This is a genomic window from Bradyrhizobium nitroreducens, assembly GCF_002776695.1.
Lineage (GTDB): Bacteria > Pseudomonadota > Alphaproteobacteria > Rhizobiales > Xanthobacteraceae > Bradyrhizobium > Bradyrhizobium nitroreducens.
In genome coordinates, this window is record NZ_LFJC01000003.1 from 871,562 (window position 1) to 887,068 (window position 15,507).

14 protein-coding genes are annotated in these 15,507 nt (G+C 64.6%); 4 read left to right on the forward strand and 10 right to left on the reverse strand.

Going from position 1 to position 15,507, the window contains the following annotated elements; genetic code table 11:
- Window positions 1-183: 183 nt before the first annotated feature.
- Window positions 184-1,233: a GGDEF domain-containing protein gene (locus tag TSA1_RS04390; protein ID WP_174719272.1), complete on the forward strand. Its 1,050-nt coding sequence runs from the start codon at window positions 184-186 to the stop codon at window positions 1,231-1,233.
- Between the two features lie 29 nt (window positions 1,234-1,262).
- Here TSA1_RS04390 and TSA1_RS04395 read toward each other — a convergent pair whose 3' ends face one another.
- Window positions 1,263-2,966: a diguanylate cyclase domain-containing protein gene (locus tag TSA1_RS04395; protein ID WP_100175278.1), complete on the reverse strand. Its 1,704-nt coding sequence runs from the start codon at window positions 2,964-2,966 to the stop codon at window positions 1,263-1,265.
- Between the two features lie 108 nt (window positions 2,967-3,074).
- On the opposite strand from TSA1_RS04395, the gene TSA1_RS04400 reads away from it, so the two are divergent.
- A complete protein-coding gene (locus TSA1_RS04400) occupies window positions 3,075-3,764 on the forward strand; it encodes a YggS family pyridoxal phosphate-dependent enzyme (RefSeq protein ID WP_100175279.1) in 690 nt (229 codons plus the stop codon).
- A 221-nt stretch (window positions 3,765-3,985) separates the two neighbouring features.
- Here TSA1_RS04400 and TSA1_RS04405 read toward each other — a convergent pair whose 3' ends face one another.
- Both TSA1_RS04405 and TSA1_RS04410 read right to left on the reverse strand, forming a co-directional pair.
- Window positions 3,986-4,771, reverse strand: coding sequence for a 2-keto-4-pentenoate hydratase (locus tag TSA1_RS04405; RefSeq protein ID WP_100175280.1), 786 nt, complete (start codon window positions 4,769-4,771; stop codon window positions 3,986-3,988).
- A 6-nt stretch (window positions 4,772-4,777) separates the two neighbouring features.
- Entirely contained in the window at window positions 4,778-5,347 is a 570-nt protein-coding gene (locus TSA1_RS04410) for a L,D-transpeptidase family protein (protein ID WP_174719273.1), read from the reverse strand.
- A gap of 202 nt (window positions 5,348-5,549) precedes the next feature.
- Here TSA1_RS04410 and TSA1_RS04415 point away from each other — a divergent pair, with 202 nt between their 5' ends.
- Both TSA1_RS04415 and TSA1_RS04420 read left to right on the forward strand, forming a co-directional pair.
- Complete coding sequence (locus tag TSA1_RS04415; protein WP_007598630.1) at window positions 5,550-6,236, forward strand: response regulator transcription factor; 687 nt, start codon at window positions 5,550-5,552, stop codon at window positions 6,234-6,236.
- Between the two features lie 58 nt (window positions 6,237-6,294).
- Window positions 6,295-6,738 carry a cyclic nucleotide-binding domain-containing protein gene (locus tag TSA1_RS04420; protein WP_100175282.1) on the forward strand — a complete coding sequence of 148 codons (444 nt, stop codon included), beginning with the start codon at window positions 6,295-6,297 and terminating at the stop codon, window positions 6,736-6,738.
- Between the two features lie 53 nt (window positions 6,739-6,791).
- Here TSA1_RS04420 and xth read toward each other — a convergent pair whose 3' ends face one another.
- The 7 genes from xth to TSA1_RS04455 form a co-directional block, all read right to left on the reverse strand.
- Window positions 6,792-7,607, reverse strand: coding sequence for an exodeoxyribonuclease III (xth, locus tag TSA1_RS04425; RefSeq protein ID WP_100175283.1), 816 nt, complete (start codon window positions 7,605-7,607; stop codon window positions 6,792-6,794).
- Window positions 7,608-7,861: 254 nt separating this feature from the next.
- Complete coding sequence (locus TSA1_RS04430) at window positions 7,862-8,620, reverse strand: outer membrane lipoprotein carrier protein LolA (RefSeq protein ID WP_100175284.1); 759 nt, start codon at window positions 8,618-8,620, stop codon at window positions 7,862-7,864.
- Between the two features lie 151 nt (window positions 8,621-8,771).
- A complete protein-coding gene (locus TSA1_RS04435; RefSeq protein ID WP_100175285.1) occupies window positions 8,772-11,249 on the reverse strand; it encodes a DNA translocase FtsK in 2,478 nt (825 codons plus the stop codon).
- Window positions 11,250-11,258: 9 nt separating this feature from the next.
- Complete coding sequence (locus TSA1_RS04440; protein ID WP_174718752.1) at window positions 11,259-12,473, reverse strand: aminotransferase class I/II-fold pyridoxal phosphate-dependent enzyme; 1,215 nt, start codon at window positions 12,471-12,473, stop codon at window positions 11,259-11,261.
- 283 nt (window positions 12,474-12,756) lie between these two features.
- Window positions 12,757-13,161 (reverse strand): GFA family protein, encoded by a 405-nt coding sequence (locus tag TSA1_RS04445; protein ID WP_100175286.1) that lies wholly within the window; start codon window positions 13,159-13,161, stop codon window positions 12,757-12,759.
- Between the two features lie 203 nt (window positions 13,162-13,364).
- Entirely contained in the window at window positions 13,365-14,813 is a 1,449-nt protein-coding gene (locus TSA1_RS04450) for an ammonium transporter (RefSeq protein ID WP_100175287.1), read from the reverse strand.
- A 37-nt stretch (window positions 14,814-14,850) separates the two neighbouring features.
- On the reverse strand, window positions 14,851-15,189 hold the full coding sequence (locus TSA1_RS04455; RefSeq protein WP_008142813.1) for a P-II family nitrogen regulator: 339 nt from the start codon (window positions 15,187-15,189) through the stop codon (window positions 14,851-14,853).
- Between the last annotated feature and the right edge of the window lie 318 nt (window positions 15,190-15,507).

Below are 15,507 nucleotides of genomic sequence, written 5' to 3' on the forward strand. Positions count from 1 at the left end.
GGGGTTTTTGTGGGTTCGGCCGTCTCAAGACGGCGGACTAGGCCATAGAAGTCCTCAAGGGGTCAATGGGTTGCCGCGATTTGGAACCTTGCCCGGCGTCTCCGCATAACTACGAGGGCCCACGTTGGGGTGGGATTAAGGGCTCAATGCCAATTTGCGGCCTGACGAGACCGCATGACCACGATGGATCCCAGCTTCGACGAACTCGATTACGACTACGCCGCGTCCGTCGCCGGACGGGCTATGCGGAGCATGGCCGAACGGCGGATTGCGCCGACCCCGGCCAGTTTTGCCGTCTGGTTCCAGTATTTCGCGGGCGGCCATGACGATCTGCGCAACGCCATCGATCTCCTGATCGACCATAATCGTCCCTTCGACAGCAGGACCAATCAGGACCTGTTCAGGACCTATGTCGCGCCCCAGGTGAGTGCCGCCGCTGTGGTCGACACGTCCGAGCGGCTGCAGGCCCTCATGGGGGCGGCCAGGGAATTTCTGGCGACCGCAATCGCTGACAACCATTCGCAGATGCAGGTCATCAGCGAGGTCGCCGACCAGGGCAAGTCCGGCGTCGATCCGAAGGCGCTGGTTGCCCAGCTCATGAACGAGCTCGCCCGAGCCGCCACGAGGGCGACGCGCCTGGAAGCGGGCTTTGTCGAGAAGGCCCGCGAGCTCGACGTGATCCGCGACTCGCTGTCCAAATCCGAGGAGCGCGCGCGGACCGACACGCTGACGGGCCTCGCCAACCGGCGGGCGCTCGATGAATTCCTGCGCAAGGCGCAAGTCACCGCGGACTGGGGCGAGCCGCTCGGCGTGCTCCTGCTCGACATCGACCACTTCAAGACCTTCAACGACGAGTTCGGCCATGGCGTCGGCGACCAGGTGCTGCGCCTGATCGCAAAGGTGCTGCGCGAAAAGGTGCGCGCGCAGGATCTGCCGGCGCGCTATGGCGGCGAGGAGCTGATCGCGGTGCTGCCGGGCGCCGATCTTGCCGCTTGCGTCGAGATCGCCGAGCATGTCAGGCGCGCGATCGCCGAATGCAGGATCACCCGTCGCTCGACCGGCGAGACCTTGCCCCATATCAGCGTGTCGATCGGCGTGGCGCAGTATCGGGCCAGTGAAGCCATCGCCGATCTCATCGAGCGCTGCGACCGCGCGCTCTACCTTGCCAAGGGCGGCGGCCGCAATCGCGTGGTGACGGAGATCGAGCTCGATCGCGACGGGGCTGCGGGATAGCAAGCGGGGTGAGGTGAAGCGACCGCGCGCTACGCGCTGGCCGCCATCATCATATCTGCCGCGCTGGTCTCGATCGCCTGCACCCCGTGCTCGACGACCTTGTTGCGGCCGCGGTGCTTGGCGGCGTAGAGCGCGGCGTCGGCGGCTTCGATGAGATCGCCGGGACGCAAGGCCTCATTGGGCTTCGCCGCGGCCACGCCGATCGAGACCGTGACGATCATGTGGGCAGAGGTGATGTGGGGCAGGCACAGCTTCAGCACGGCCGCACGCACCAGCTCGCCGATTTCCACGGCGCGGTTCACATCGGTGTTCGGCAGCAGCAGGCAGAATTCCTCGCCGCCGTAGCGCGCCGCAAAGCCCATCGTGTCGGCGGCGATGCCGGAGAGCGACTCGCCGAGCCGGGTCAGGCAGGAATCACCTTCGAGATGGCCATAGGTGTCATTGAACAGCTTGAAATGATCGACGTCGATCATCAGCAGCGCGAGATCGCTGCCATACTGCTGCGCCCGCATCCATTCGAAGTCGAGCCGGCTCTGGAAGCCACGTCGATTGGCGAGGCCCGACAGCATGTCGATCGAGGCCATCACCGTCAGCCGGTCGTTGCTCGCGATCAGCTCGCGCTCGCGCTGGCTCAGTTGCGCAGCCATCGCGTTGAAGGCGCGGGCCAGCGGCACGAATTCGGCAGGCAGGCGATTGCGCGCCGCGCGCGCCGACAGATCGCCCTCGCCGAGACGCTTGGCCATGTCTGCGAGCATCTCGATCGGCTTGATGACGAGCTTCTCGGCGGCGATCAGCGCGCCGAGCAGGACGAACACGACGACGAAAGCGAGCTGGAGATAGGCGGTGCGGATGTCGCGGCTCACCGCCGCGGACACCTTGTCCTCGTCGATGCTGGCGATCAGGCGGGCATTGGTGCCGGCGATGCGGATGTAGCTGACCGCGCGGCGCGAGCCGTCGGCGGCGAGGAAAGACAGCGAGCCTTCGTCCTGGTCCGACCGCAGCGCCTTGTCGGCGATCGCGGACATCAGCGGCATGTTGTCGAGCGGGCGGCCGACTGCGCTGTGCTGGTCGGCCGGCGCGGCGAGCACGGTGCCGGCGCTGTCGACCAGCACGGCGGTGATGCCGGCGCGGCCGCCGAGATTGTTCATCACCTTCGACATCCAGTCGAGATTGACGGTGGCGAGCACGACGGCGTCGGATGTGCCGCTGAAGGCGGACACCGGATAGACTGCCATCACGGTCGGCGATAGTACCGGTCGCGACAGGATGAAATCGCTCAGCACGAAACGCCCGGTTTCCTGCGCCTGCTGGAAGTAAGGCCGGTCGCTGAGGTCGAGGCCGACATACATGTTGTTGGTGGCGCATTGGATGCGTCCGTCCTGGCCGGCGATCAACAGCGTGCGGATCCAGGGCAGGTTCGACGGCAGGCTCGCGCGCAGCACGTCGCAGCTCTTGCTGACGCCGCCGGCGGAGGCGCGGATGAAAGCTTCCGATTTCAGGATGGTCTCGACCGACGAGATCACCTCACGCTGCGCATCGGCGGAGTGCCTTGCGACGGTGGTAAACTCAACCGTGGCCTGCGCGATCTGCCGGGTGCGGGTGTCTTCGAGCGAACGGATGCGCTCCAGCATCAAGGGCGCCACAAGAATCACGGCGAGCAACGCAAGCCGCGCCCGGATTCCGAGAACCTGCTTGAGTTTCGCTCGTTTGCGGTTGAAACTGACGCTTGCCATCTTCGCTACCCACCCCGTCGAGCAGGGTAAAGCGAAGGGTTCAAAAACTCTTTCTTGAACTCGGTAAAATTGGACTTACCCAGGTTACGACCTTAATCAATCGACCTCATGACAGAAGCCAACGCCGCGCCGGTAACCGGCCATTCACCAAACGCGCTCGCCGCGGTCGAAGCCGAAATCGCCCGCGCCTGCAGGGATGCGCGACGCGATCGCGCCACCGTGACGCTGATCGCGGTGTCCAAGACTTTCGCCGCGGATGCCATTTCCCCGATCATCGAGGCCGGACAGCGCGTATTCGGCGAGAATCGGGTGCAGGAGGCCAAGAGCAAGTGGCCCGCGTTAATGTCTGCTTACCCCGGCATCGCGCTGCATCTGATCGGACCGCTGCAATCGAACAAGGCGAAAGAGGCGGTCGCGCTGTTCGATGCCATCCACTCGGTCGACCGTCCGAGCATTTGCCAAGCGTTAGCCAAGGAAATCGAATCCCAGAACAAGCACCCGCAGCTCTTCGTCCAGATCAATACCGGCGAGGAGCCGCAGAAGGCCGGCGTCGCGCCCGGCGAGGCCGATGCCTTCCTCGCCAGCTGCCGCGACACCTATGGGCTGACGATCTCCGGGCTGATGTGCATCCCCCCGGTCGACGAGCCGCCGGCGGCGCATTTCGCGCTGACCGCCAAGATCGCCGCGCGCAATGGATTGAAGAATCTGTCGATGGGCATGAGCGCGGATTTTGCGACAGCCATCATGCTCGGCGCCACGCATGTGCGCGTGGGCAGCGCGATCTTCGGGCATCGGTGAGAGCTGCTGGCGACGGCTGCCCCACTAAGGTGGATCGACGAGGCTCGCTCTCGTGTCCCGGACAAGCTGCAACGCCGAAGCGTTGCAGTGCAGAGCCGGGACCCAGAGCAACAAGGTACAATGCGGCGAAATGGGCCCCGGCTCTGCAGCGCACCGCTAAGGGCGCTGCGCTGCGTCCGGGGCACGTGCGCGAAGTGCGATGCTCACAATGACGGCGACGTTTACACGAATCCCACCGACGCTTTCCCCAGGACGCCAAAATCCACCGCGAAATGATCGCCGGCCTCGATCGGCAGCGGCGAATGGCACGTGCCCGTGGTCACCACCTGCCCTGCCCGCAAGGTGATGCCGAGCCCGGAGAGCTCGTTGGCAAGCCAGGCGAGTGCAACGCGGGGATCGCCGAGCACGTTCTTGCCGTGGCCGATATAACGCTGGCCGCGCAGCGTGATCTGCGGCCGTTCCTCGACGAGATCCATTGCGCGCCAATTCGCGGATGTCGCCGCGCCCAGCACGAACAGATGCGCGCAGGCATTGTCGGCGATGAGCTGCGCTTCGCCGGCACCGGCGAAATCGACGAAGCGCGAATCCGGAATTTCGATCGCGGGATGCAAGGTGTCGACGGCGGCGAGCACCTCGTCGACAGTGTACGGCGTTGCGCGGGGCGGCAGATCGCGTCCCATGCGAAAACAAAATTCCGGCTCGCCGACGCGCATCGCGTTGCCCTTCATCGATGCGGTGCCGCCATCGGCAATCACGGTGTCGCTCATGATGCGACCGGCCAGCGGCCCCGCGACATTGATGTGCCTCTGTCCGGACTCGCTCGTTGCTGCGATCTTCCAGCCGAACAATTTTCCGGGCGATTGCGTTTCGAGTGCGGCCTGGATGGCGTAGCCGTCAGCGCGGCTCTGTGGCCGTAACTGTTCTTCCAGCGCATCGAGCTTGGTGCCGTCACGCCAATGCCGGTCGAGCACGCGCGATGCGGCCGCGATCTGATCCTTCCCGAGCATGTCCCCTCACCCGATGATGATTCTTGTTCTTGGTCCCAGCCGTCGCAGCAATTGTAGCATCGCCGCCTTGGTCATCGAGACGCAGCCCGCCGTCGGGCCGAAATTGTCGCGGGCAAGGTGCAGGAACACCGCGCTGCCGCGGCCGGCGACGCGCGGCCGGGTGTTGTGGTCGATTTCGATGATGAAGTCGTAGAGATGGTCGGCGCGCTTGAGCCGGTCACCGCCCTGCCCCTCGGGAAGCCGGATGCCCTGGTTGTAATGGCGGTCCCTGGGATCCTCGCACCAGGCGTCCTCGCCGGTGATGATCCGGGCCGGCAAGAAGCTCTGCGGACGGCTATGCCGGTCGCTCCGCCACCACAGGCGCCTGGGATGGAAGCTGCCCCTCGGGGTGCCGCCGTCACCCTCGCGCTTGTTGGCGAGGATGCCGCCCCTCCCCAGTGCGACCGGGATGGTCAGAGCTCCGGCCAACAGCCAGCCCCGGCGCGGATTTCCGGCCGCAGGCTTAACGCGGATCGCGGACAGCGGTCCGGCACCTTGATTTGTGGTGTAACTAGCTGAAGCTGCTTTATTTTTCATGTGAACGTGTAATGTCGAATTCATTACAGGACATTCATCAAAACGCCCTGCTATTCTGGGTTAGAGTGCTTCCGGCTTGTGAATCGGTAACAGCCCACTACTTCAACACGAACAACAATAACAACAGCGACCCCTAAACTTCCCTCACGGCTGGGTGCAGCATGGATGCGCGCCGAGTCGGACCCCAAAAGGATGACCCCCTATGGCCAATGCCCGCAAGATCCTGATCGTGGATGACGATACCGATCTGCGTGACACGTTGGTGGAGCAATTATCGCTGCACGAAGAATTCGAAGCCTCCGCCGTCGATACCGGCGCCAAGGGCGCGAGCGCCGCCAAGGCCAATGCCCCCGACCTTGTTCTGATGGATGTCGGCCTGCCCGACACCGACGGCCGCGAGGTAGTCCGCTCCCTGCGCAAGGGCGGTTTCAAGGCCCCGATCATCATGCTGACCGGGCACGACACCGATTCCGACACGATTTTGGGGCTGGAATCCGGCGCCAACGACTATGTGGCGAAGCCCTTCCGCTTCGCGGTCCTGCTGGCCCGCATCCGCGCCCAGCTCCGCCAGCACGAGGCCAGCGAGGACGCGGTGTTCTCGGTCGGCCCCTACTCCTTCCGGCCCGGCTCCAAGATGCTCACCGCCGCCAATGCGCGCAAGGTGCGGCTCACGGAGAAGGAAACTGCCATCCTCCGCTTCCTCTACCGCGCCGGCCAGATGCCGGTGTCGCGCGAGACCCTGCTTCAGGAGGTCTGGGGCTATAATTCCGGTGTCACCACCCACACGCTGGAAACCCACATCTACCGTCTGCGCCAGAAGATCGAGAAGGATGCCGCCAACCCGGAAATCCTGGTCACCGAAGCCGGTGGCTACAAGCTGGTGCCGTGATACGCTTGAGGGGCGTGCGAATCGTTTTAGATCGCATGCCCTTGAGCCTCGGATCTGAATGTCAATCGACGACGACGTAGCGCTTCTCGAGCGAGTCCCGACACTGCGCCTGTTGGGCGACGCCTCGTTGCGCATGCTGGCGATCGGCTCCGAGCAGCGCGACTTCGTTCGCGGCGATACCCTGTTCAACCTCGGCGACGCCGCCGATGCCGGCTTCGTGGTCCAGCGCGGCGCCTTCCGGGTCGAGGACGGCGCAGGCGCCGAAATGATCGCCGGTCCCGGCGCGTTGATCGGCGAGCTTGCGCTGGTGGTGCCGATGAAGCGGCCGTCGAGCGCGATCGCGCTGGAGCACTCCTCCGTCATCCGCGTCGCCCGCAGCCTGTTCCAGCGCGTGCTCGAAAGCGATCCGGCGGCGGCGGTGCGTCTGCGTGACGAATTCGCGGTGCGCTCGAGTCAGATCGCCAGCGACATCCTGATGGCGGGCGCCAAGCTGACGTCTTAGCTCTCTCGTCATTCCGGGCGCGCGCAGCGCGAACCCGGAATGACGACGGAGGTCTAGACCTCCAGCGTCACCGTCACAGGCACATGGTCCGATGGACGCTCCCAGCTCCGCGCGTCGCGCAAAATCTTGAAATCGCTGACCGCATCCTTCAGCGCGCGCGAGACCCAGATGTGGTCGAGTCGGCGGCCGCGGTCGCCGACGGTCCAGTCGGCGGAGCGGTAGCTCCACCACGTATAGACCTTCTCCGACATCGGAATGCGGTCGCGTGCGACGTCGACCCATTCGCCGGCTTCGAGCGCCGCCTTAAGCTTCTCCGTCTCGACAGGCGTATGCGAGACAACCTTCAGAAGCTGCTTGTGCGACCACACGTCGTTCTCGTGCGGGGCGACGTTGAGATCGCCGACCAGGATGTGACGATCCTCGCCGCGCGGATGCAGCGGCTCGCACGCTTTCATCTCGTCGAGGAAGCGAAGCTTGTGGTCGAACTTCTCGTTCAGCGCGGGATCTGGAATGTCGCCGCCGGCGGGCACGTAGAAATTATGCAGCACCAGCGGCTTCGCGATGTTGGCCTTCGCGCCGAACGACACGGAAATGTGCCGCGAATCCACCTTGTCGCAGAAGGTGCGGATGTCGGTCGACTCGAACGGAATCTTCGAGACGATGGCAACGCCGTGATAGCCTTTCTGCCCGTTCAGCGCGACGTGCTCATAGCCGAGCCGCTTGAAGCGCTTCAGCGGAAAGGCATCGTCGATGCACTTGGTCTCCTGGAGGCACAGCACGTCCGGCCGTGCGCTCTTGAGGAATTTCGCGACCAGGTCGATGCGCAGCCGCACCGAATTGATGTTCCAGGTTGTCAGGGAAAAACGCATGGGAAATGCGTCTTAGCACGGATTGGTGCGGGGAAAATGCTTGTCCACAGCGAGCTCTCGTAGGTGGGCAAAGCGAAGCGTGCCCACGTCTTTTCGAGCTTGGCGAGGCGAGCGGGGGGCACACTCTCGTGCCCCGGACGCTGCGCGGCTCGAAGTGATGCGCTGCTGATGAGGGGCTCATTTGAGCCGCGCACTGGGTCCCGGCTCTGCGCAGCAACGCCAAGAACGTTGCAGCGCGTCCGGGACACGAGAGCTCAGCCCGGCGCCGGGCCGTAATTGGTGAAATCGATCTTGAACATGCTGGGATCGAGCTTCTTGCTCGAATCCAGGTTGTAGACCGCGATCGTGGTGTCGTAGCCCTGCGGATCGGTGACGGTCCATTGCTTGAGCTGGCCGTCCTTGGCGCCGAACATCAGCAGAAGGCGGCTGGTGCCGACCAGGGCCTGCTTCTCCTCGATGGTGACGCTGACGAAGACGTCGTCGGCCGAGACGCCGACGACATTGGTGTCCTTCATCAGGTCGATGCGGTCGGACAACAGGAAGCGCAGCGGCGTCTGCGACAGTGGATAGACGTCCTGTGTCGCGAGCTTGCGGTCACGCACCACCAGGGACGAACCATCGGCGACGATGTCGATCGGGCTCGGCGCGTCATATTCGAAGCGGACCTTGCCCGGCTTCTGGATGTAGAAATCGCCCTGCGTCTTGCTGCCGTCGGGGCCGACCTGGACGAAATTCCCGACCAGCGTCGACAGCGATGACAGATAGGCGCTGACCTTGGCGGCCTGTGCCTTCTGGTTGGCGTCGAAGGTCTGGAAGATGCTGCTCGGCACGTTGCGGCGCGGATCCGGGATCACCGGGTTCGGCGGCGGTTGCGTCGCGCCGGTGACGGCGGGCCCACCGCCTCCGGATTGAGCACCATCGCGGCCCTTCGGCGCGGGCTTCGGCACGGGAACGGTCTGGGCGAGGGACGAAGCGGTCACCATCGCGGCGGTGACGAGCAGCACGCCGGCCACGCGCGCGCCTCGCGCAGCGATGGTAGCAGCGAATCGAATGTCCAGATGTCTGATCAACGCGTCGTCCTGTATGGCTAGGCGCCTTTTAGCGTGATTTCGGGCAAAAGCAGATATCGATTTTGCGTGAAATGATGTGTCGAGGCTCCTCGCCTCACATATGGCTGTCTTCTTCCTCGACCAGAATCTCGCGCTTGCCGGCGTGGTTGGCGGGTCCGACGATGCCTTCCAGTTCCATCCGCTCCATCAGCGATGCGGCGCGGTTGTAGCCGATCTGCAGGCGGCGCTGGATGTAGCTGGTCGAGGCCTTGCGGTCGCGTTTGACGATCGCAACCGCCTGCGTGAACAGATCCCCGCCGCCGTCCGCGCCCATGCCGCTGGCGTCGAACACGGCACCGCCGTCCTCGTCTTCGGAGGGCTCTTCGGCCGTGACCGCCTCGAGATATTCCGGCTGGCCCTGCGTCTTGAGGTGGCGCACCACCTTCTCGACTTCCTCGTCGGAGGCAAAGGGTCCGTGCACGCGGCTGATGCGGCCGCCGCCCGCCATGTAGAGCATGTCGCCCTGGCCCAGCAGCTGCTCGGCGCCCATTTCGCCGAGAATGGTGCGGCTGTCGATCTTGGACGTCACCTGGAAAGCGATGCGGGTCGGGAAGTTCGCCTTGATGGTACCGGTGATGACGTCGACCGACGGACGCTGCGTCGCCAGGATCACGTGCAGGCCGGCGGCGCGCGCCATTTGCGCCAGGCGCTGCACCGCGCCTTCGATGTCCTTGCCGGCGACCATCATCAGGTCGGCCATCTCGTCGACGATGATGACGATGTAGGGCAGCGGATCGAGCGAGAGCTTCTCTTCCTCGTAGATCGCCTTGCCGGTCTCCTTGTCGAAGCCGGTGTGCACCGTGCGCGTCGGCTCCTCGCCCTTGGCCTTCAATTCGAGCAGGCGCGTGTTGTAGCCGTCGATGTTGCGGACACCGAGCTTGGCCATGTTCTTGTAGCGCTCTTCCATCTCGCGCACCGCCCATTTCAGCGCGACCACCGCCTTCTTCGGGTCGGTCACGACGGGCGTCAGCAGATGGGGGATGCCGTCATAGACGGACAGTTCGAGCATCTTCGGATCGACCATGATCAGCCGGCACTGGTCTGGGCGCAGCCGGTAGACCAGGCTGAGGATCATGGTGTTGATGGCGACCGATTTGCCGGAGCCGGTGGTGCCGGCGATCAGCATGTGCGGCGTGCGGGCGAGGTCGATGATGACGGGGTCGCCGCCGATGGTCTTGCCGAGACAGAGCGGCAGCTTCGCCACCGTGTCGGTCGCCTCCTTCGCCACCAGCAGCTCGCGCAGGTAAACCTTCTCGCGATGCGCGTTCGGCAATTCGATGCCGATGGCGTTGCGGCCGGGCACGACGGCGACGCGCGCCGACAGCGCACTCATCGAGCGGGCGATGTCGTCGGAAAGTCCGATCACGCGCGACGATTTGATGCCGGGCGCAGGTTCGAGCTCGTACAGCGTGACGACAGGGCCCGGATTGGCTTTGACGATTTCGCCGCGCACGCCGAAATCCTGGAGCACGCCTTCGAGCGAGCGCGAATTGGTTTCGAGCTCGGCCTTGCTGAGCGGCTGCCGGTCGCCCGCCTTCGGCGCCGCCAGCATGGAGACGGACGGCAGATCGAACTTGTCGGAGGATTTCTTGGCAGGAGCTTTCGGGGCAGCCTTCTTGCGTGGGGCGCGCGCGGCCGGCTCTTCCTCTTCCTCCTCTTCTTCCTCCGCTTCCTCGTGCTGATCCTCGTAATCCTCCTCGTCGGACCGCGGCGAGATCGACGGCGCGGCGCGGCCGCCGCCGAGATTCGGCTCCTGGCGGCTGAAGCTGGCGGCCTTGGTCTTCGGTCCGCTCGAGACCAGCGAGCGGTAGGCGGCGCCACAGAGCCAGATCAGCCGCGCCTTTGTGCTCATCAGCGCATGGAACAGCCAGCCCAGCGACACCGAGCCGCGATCGCTGTCCTCGTCCTCCTCGAGCGGCTTGTCGTCCTCCTCGATATCGGGGAGTTCGTCATGCTCGCGCGCGCCGAGGCCGCAGGCGATCAGGAAGGTCGCCGTCATCGCGGCGAACAGGATCGTGCCCAGCACGATGCGATAGATCGTGCCGGGCGGCCCGAAAATCACCGCGGGCGCGCGCACCAGGGCATCGCCGACCACGCCGCCGAGGCCGGTCGGCAGCGGCCATGCACCGCCATGCGGCCAGCAACTGACGAAGCCCGCCGCGATCACCGTGCAGAGAATCCAGGAGCCGAGCCGCAGGGCTTCGCGATCGAACGCGCGATGCGTCATCATGCGCCAGCCCCAGACCGCGACGGTCAGGACCAGCATGATCGCGCCGAGTCCGAGGATCTGCATCGCAAGATCGGCGCCGATCGCGCCGGCATAACCGAGGATGTTGCGGATCGGCCGCGAGGTCGCATGGCTGAGGCTGGGATCCTGCACCGACCAGGTCATCAGCGCGGTCGAGGCGACGCCTGCCAGCGCGATCAGGCCGAGGCCGCTGAGCTCGCGCATGCGTCGCGCCAGACCCTCGCGGATCGACGGCGGCAGATGGCCGACCAGTGGAATGACACGTTCGATTGCCGACATGCTCACGGGCCCCGCCTAACCCAGAGTCTCGACCAGACGATGCAGCGCCTGCGCCGTGGTCTCGCCATCCTGCACCAGCGCGAGGCGAATGTAGCCCGCGCCGGGATTGAATCCGTCAGGCTGCTGCCGCGCCAAGAAGCTGCCGGGCACCACGCGCACGCCTGCTTCCTTGAAAAGCTTGAGCGTCACGGAGACGTCGTCGCCGATCTCGGATGTGTTGAGCCAGACGCAGAAGCCGGCATCGGGCCGGCGATAGCCGTAGCGGTTGCCGATGATCTGGTCGGCAAGATCGAACTTGATCCGGTACAGCCTGCGGTTCTCCTCGACATGCGCCTCGTCGCCATAGGCAAAGGTCGCGACGTGCTGGAGCGGCACCGGCACCTGGGGCGCAGCTATGTTGCGCAGCTCGAGAAACATGCCGATGAATGTCTTGTCGCCGGCAGCGAAGCCGACGCGCAGGCCCGGCAGGTTCGAGCGCTTCGACAATGACTGGAACGCAGCCACGCGGGTGAAATCCGCACCCGCGCATTCGAGCGCACTGCCCGGCGCTTCGCGGGTGTAGATCTCCGAATAGCACTCGTCGCTGAGGATCATGAAGCCGTGGCGATCAGCGAGGCTCTTCAGGCGCGTGAAGTAATCGCGCGAGGCCACCGATCCCTGCGGATTGGCAGGCGAGGCCAGATAGAACGCCACGGTGCGCGCCAAAGTCGCCTCGTCGATGGCGTCGAGATCGGGCAGGAAGCCGTTTTCCACGGTGGTCGGCAGATAGACCGGCTCGCAGGCTGCAGCTAAGGCGCCGGCGCCATAGACCGGATAGAACGGGTTCGGCATCAGGATCGCGGGCTTGCCGGGCCGCGGGCCGACATAGCGCGCGGCAGCGATCGCGGCGAGGAACAGGCCCTCGCGGCTGCCATTGAGGACGAGAATCTCGGACTTGGGGTCGAGCGGCCGCGGCAGCTTGAAGCGCGACGACAGCCAGGCGCCAGCAGCGTTCCGGAACGGCTCGGTGCCCTGGTTCATCGGGTAGCGGCCGAAATCGGCGATGTGCTTGGCCAGCACCGGGCCGACGAAATCCGGCACGGGATGCTGCGGTTCGCCGACCGCAAGCGAAATCAAGGGCTTGCCTGGCTGATGCGGCGCCAGCAGCTCGTTCAGCCGGACGAAGGGCGAGCGTGCGGAATCGGAGCTACCACCGCCCTGCGGCGCACGGGTTGAAGCGGACAGAGCCATTCTGGGCGCCAGTACTCTTGGAACGGCCGGTCGCAGCACGGCGCCGGCAGGAAAGCGGTTCAGTTCACCATAGATAGGGCGAGGTTAAGACGCGATTAACCATCGGCCGCCGCCGCCGTCCAGAGCAGGAATAATGGGGCCGGATAACAACGGGATGGGAGGCTGTTCGGGAGCTGCGTCATGGCCGGGCTTGACCCGGCCATCCACGCCTTCCGGGCGGCACTCAAGAACGTGGATGCCCGGGACAAGCCCGGGCATGACGAGCTTCGCAGAATCAGGTGCTTCAGTGCCCCGGCAGCTTCTCGAATGTCGCCATGCCCGCGGGGATCGCGTGAAACTCCTGCTTGTCGCAGGTGTAGATCGCCATCTGCGGATGGAACTGTTCCGGCTCGTCCAGCGTGCCGACCTTGAGGATCGCGGCGGGCAGGCCCGGAACCTTGGTCACCAGATGGGTGCCGCATTCGGCGCAGAATTCGCGCGTGACGGCGCGTTCGAGGTCCTTGCGGGTGAATTGCTTGGGCTGCCCCTTGGTGTAGCTGAAGCCGGCGACCGGCATCGCGATGAAGGTGTTGGGCGCGCCCCCTGAGATGTACTGGCATTCGCGGCAATGACACTGGGCCTGCATCATCGGATCGCCTTCGGCCTTGTAGCGCACCGCGCCGCAATAGCATCCACCTTCCAAATGCATGACGTCCTCCCGATTGTTATTCGTTGTGGTCGATATTTCTGCGCTGCGGGCCCGGAATGGCAATCTTTTTCTTCTCCCGCATCCGGCAAAAAGAAAGGGGCTCCAGCTTGCGCTGGAGCCCCTCAACGGTCAGGGCATTGCCGGGTATGTGCCCGAACCGTAGTTCTGGGCGCGATCTCCGGGGAGACCGCGCCCGGGAGGAGTTACATGTTGTAGGCGCGCTCGGTGTGCTCGGTGATGTCGAGGCCTTCACGCTCGCTCTCGACATTGGTGCGCAGACCGACGATCACGTCGACGACCTTGTAGAGGATCGCCGAACCGACGCCCGACCACACCAGCGTGGTGCCGACGCCCCAGATCTGGGACATCATCTGCGCTGCGAAGTCGTAGTCGGCAACCTTCGGCGGGATCGCGGTGTAGTCGATGATGCCGGCGCCGCCGAGGGCGGGGTTGACGAGAATGCCGGTGCCGAGAGCGCCGACGATGCCGCCGATGCAGTGCACGCCGAACACGTCGAGGCTGTCATCATAGCCGAGCGCGTTCTTCACGACGGTGCAGAAGAACAGGCAGACCACGCCGACGATGAGGCCGAGGACGATCGCGCCCATCACGCCGGAGAAGCCGGCGGCAGGGGTGACGGCCACGAGGCCCGCGACAGCGCCGGAGATGACGCCGAGCACCGACGGATGACCCTTGATGATCCACTCCGCGAACATCCACGACAGCGCGGCGGCTGCGGTGGCGACGAAGGAGTTGGTCATGGCAAGCGCAGCGCCGCCATTGGCTTCGAGGTTGGAGCCGGCATTGAAGCCGAACCAGCCGACCCAGAGCAGCGAGGCGCCGATCATCGACATCGTCAGCGAGTGCGGAGCCATCAGCTCCTTGCCGTAGCCGACGCGCTTGCCGATCAGGAGAGCGCCGACGAGGCCTGCGATGCCGGCGTTGATGTGCACCACGGTGCCGCCAGCGAAGTCGATCGCGCCCTTCTTGAAGATCCAGCCGGCGTCGGCGTTGATCTCGTCGAGCTTGGCCTGCGCCGCGGTCTTCGCCGCCGCATCACCCGCCGCAGCCAGAGCCTTGGCCGCATCCTGGATCATGTCCGGGCCCGGCCAGTACCAGACCATGTGCGCGATCGGGAAGTAGATCAGCGTGACCCAGAGCGGGATGAAGAGGGCGATCGCCGAGAACTTCATGCGCTCGGCGAAGGCGCCGACGATGAGCGCGGGCGTGATCGCCGCGAAGGTCATCTGGAAGCACATGTAGATGAGCTCCGAGATGTTGGCATCGACCGAGAAGGTCGCGGCCTTCGAGTCGGTGGTGACGCCCATCATGAAGGCCTTGGAGAAGCCGCCGATGAAGTCGGAGCCGCCGGTGAAAGCGAGGCTGTAACCGTAGACGGCCCAGATCACGGTGACGACGCAGACGGTGTAGAACACCTGCATCAGGACCGAGAGCATGTTCTTGGAGCGGACGAGACCGCCGTAGAACAGCGCGAGGCCGGGGATGGTCATCAACAGCACGAGCACTGTCGATGTCAGCATCCAGGCGTTGTCTCCCTTGTTGACCGTTGGCTCGGCGTAGGCTGCGGTCGCAGCGAACAGGCCGACTGCGAGAGCCGCCAATCCCGCGCCATAGGGACGCTTGAACGTCATATTATTCACTCCTGATTGGATAAGGTTGAGCGCGAAATCAAAGGGCCGCGGCATCGGCCTCGCCGGTGCGGATGCGCACCGCGTGGTCGAGGTTGATGACGAAGATCTTGCCGTCGCCGATCTGCCCGGTTTTCGCAGCGGACGTGATGGCGTCGATGGTCTTGTCGACCTGGTCGGAGGCGACAGCGACCTCGATCTTGATCTTGGGCAGGAAGCTCACGGCATATTCGGCGCCGCGATAGATTTCCGTATGGCCCTTCTGGCGGCCATATCCCTTGACTTCCGTCACCGTGAGACCGTGAACGCCGATGGCGGTCAGGGCGTCACGGACTTCTTCCAGCTTGAATGGCTTGATAATCGCCATAACAATTTTCATGGGTCCTATCCCCGCTTGGGCCCGGTCCGGACGTGGCCGGGCGTTCTCGACTGGTTCGCCACGAGGGAGAAGTTCACTACGCGGGCACAGCCGGGACCCTTAGAATCAAATGCCGTGCCAGATCGGGCGTGTTGCCTAACGGACTATGAAAACGGGGGTTTTCGCGTTCGACGGGTATTGCGGTGCAGTGCGCTATTCCGTCGCGCCCAAAACGTGATCATGTCTGCTCAAAACACGAGCACGACAGGCTGCCGACACAATGTTGCTCATGTGTCGGGCAGCGATACGGTATCTAAATACAGTATAGGGTTCCGGAAC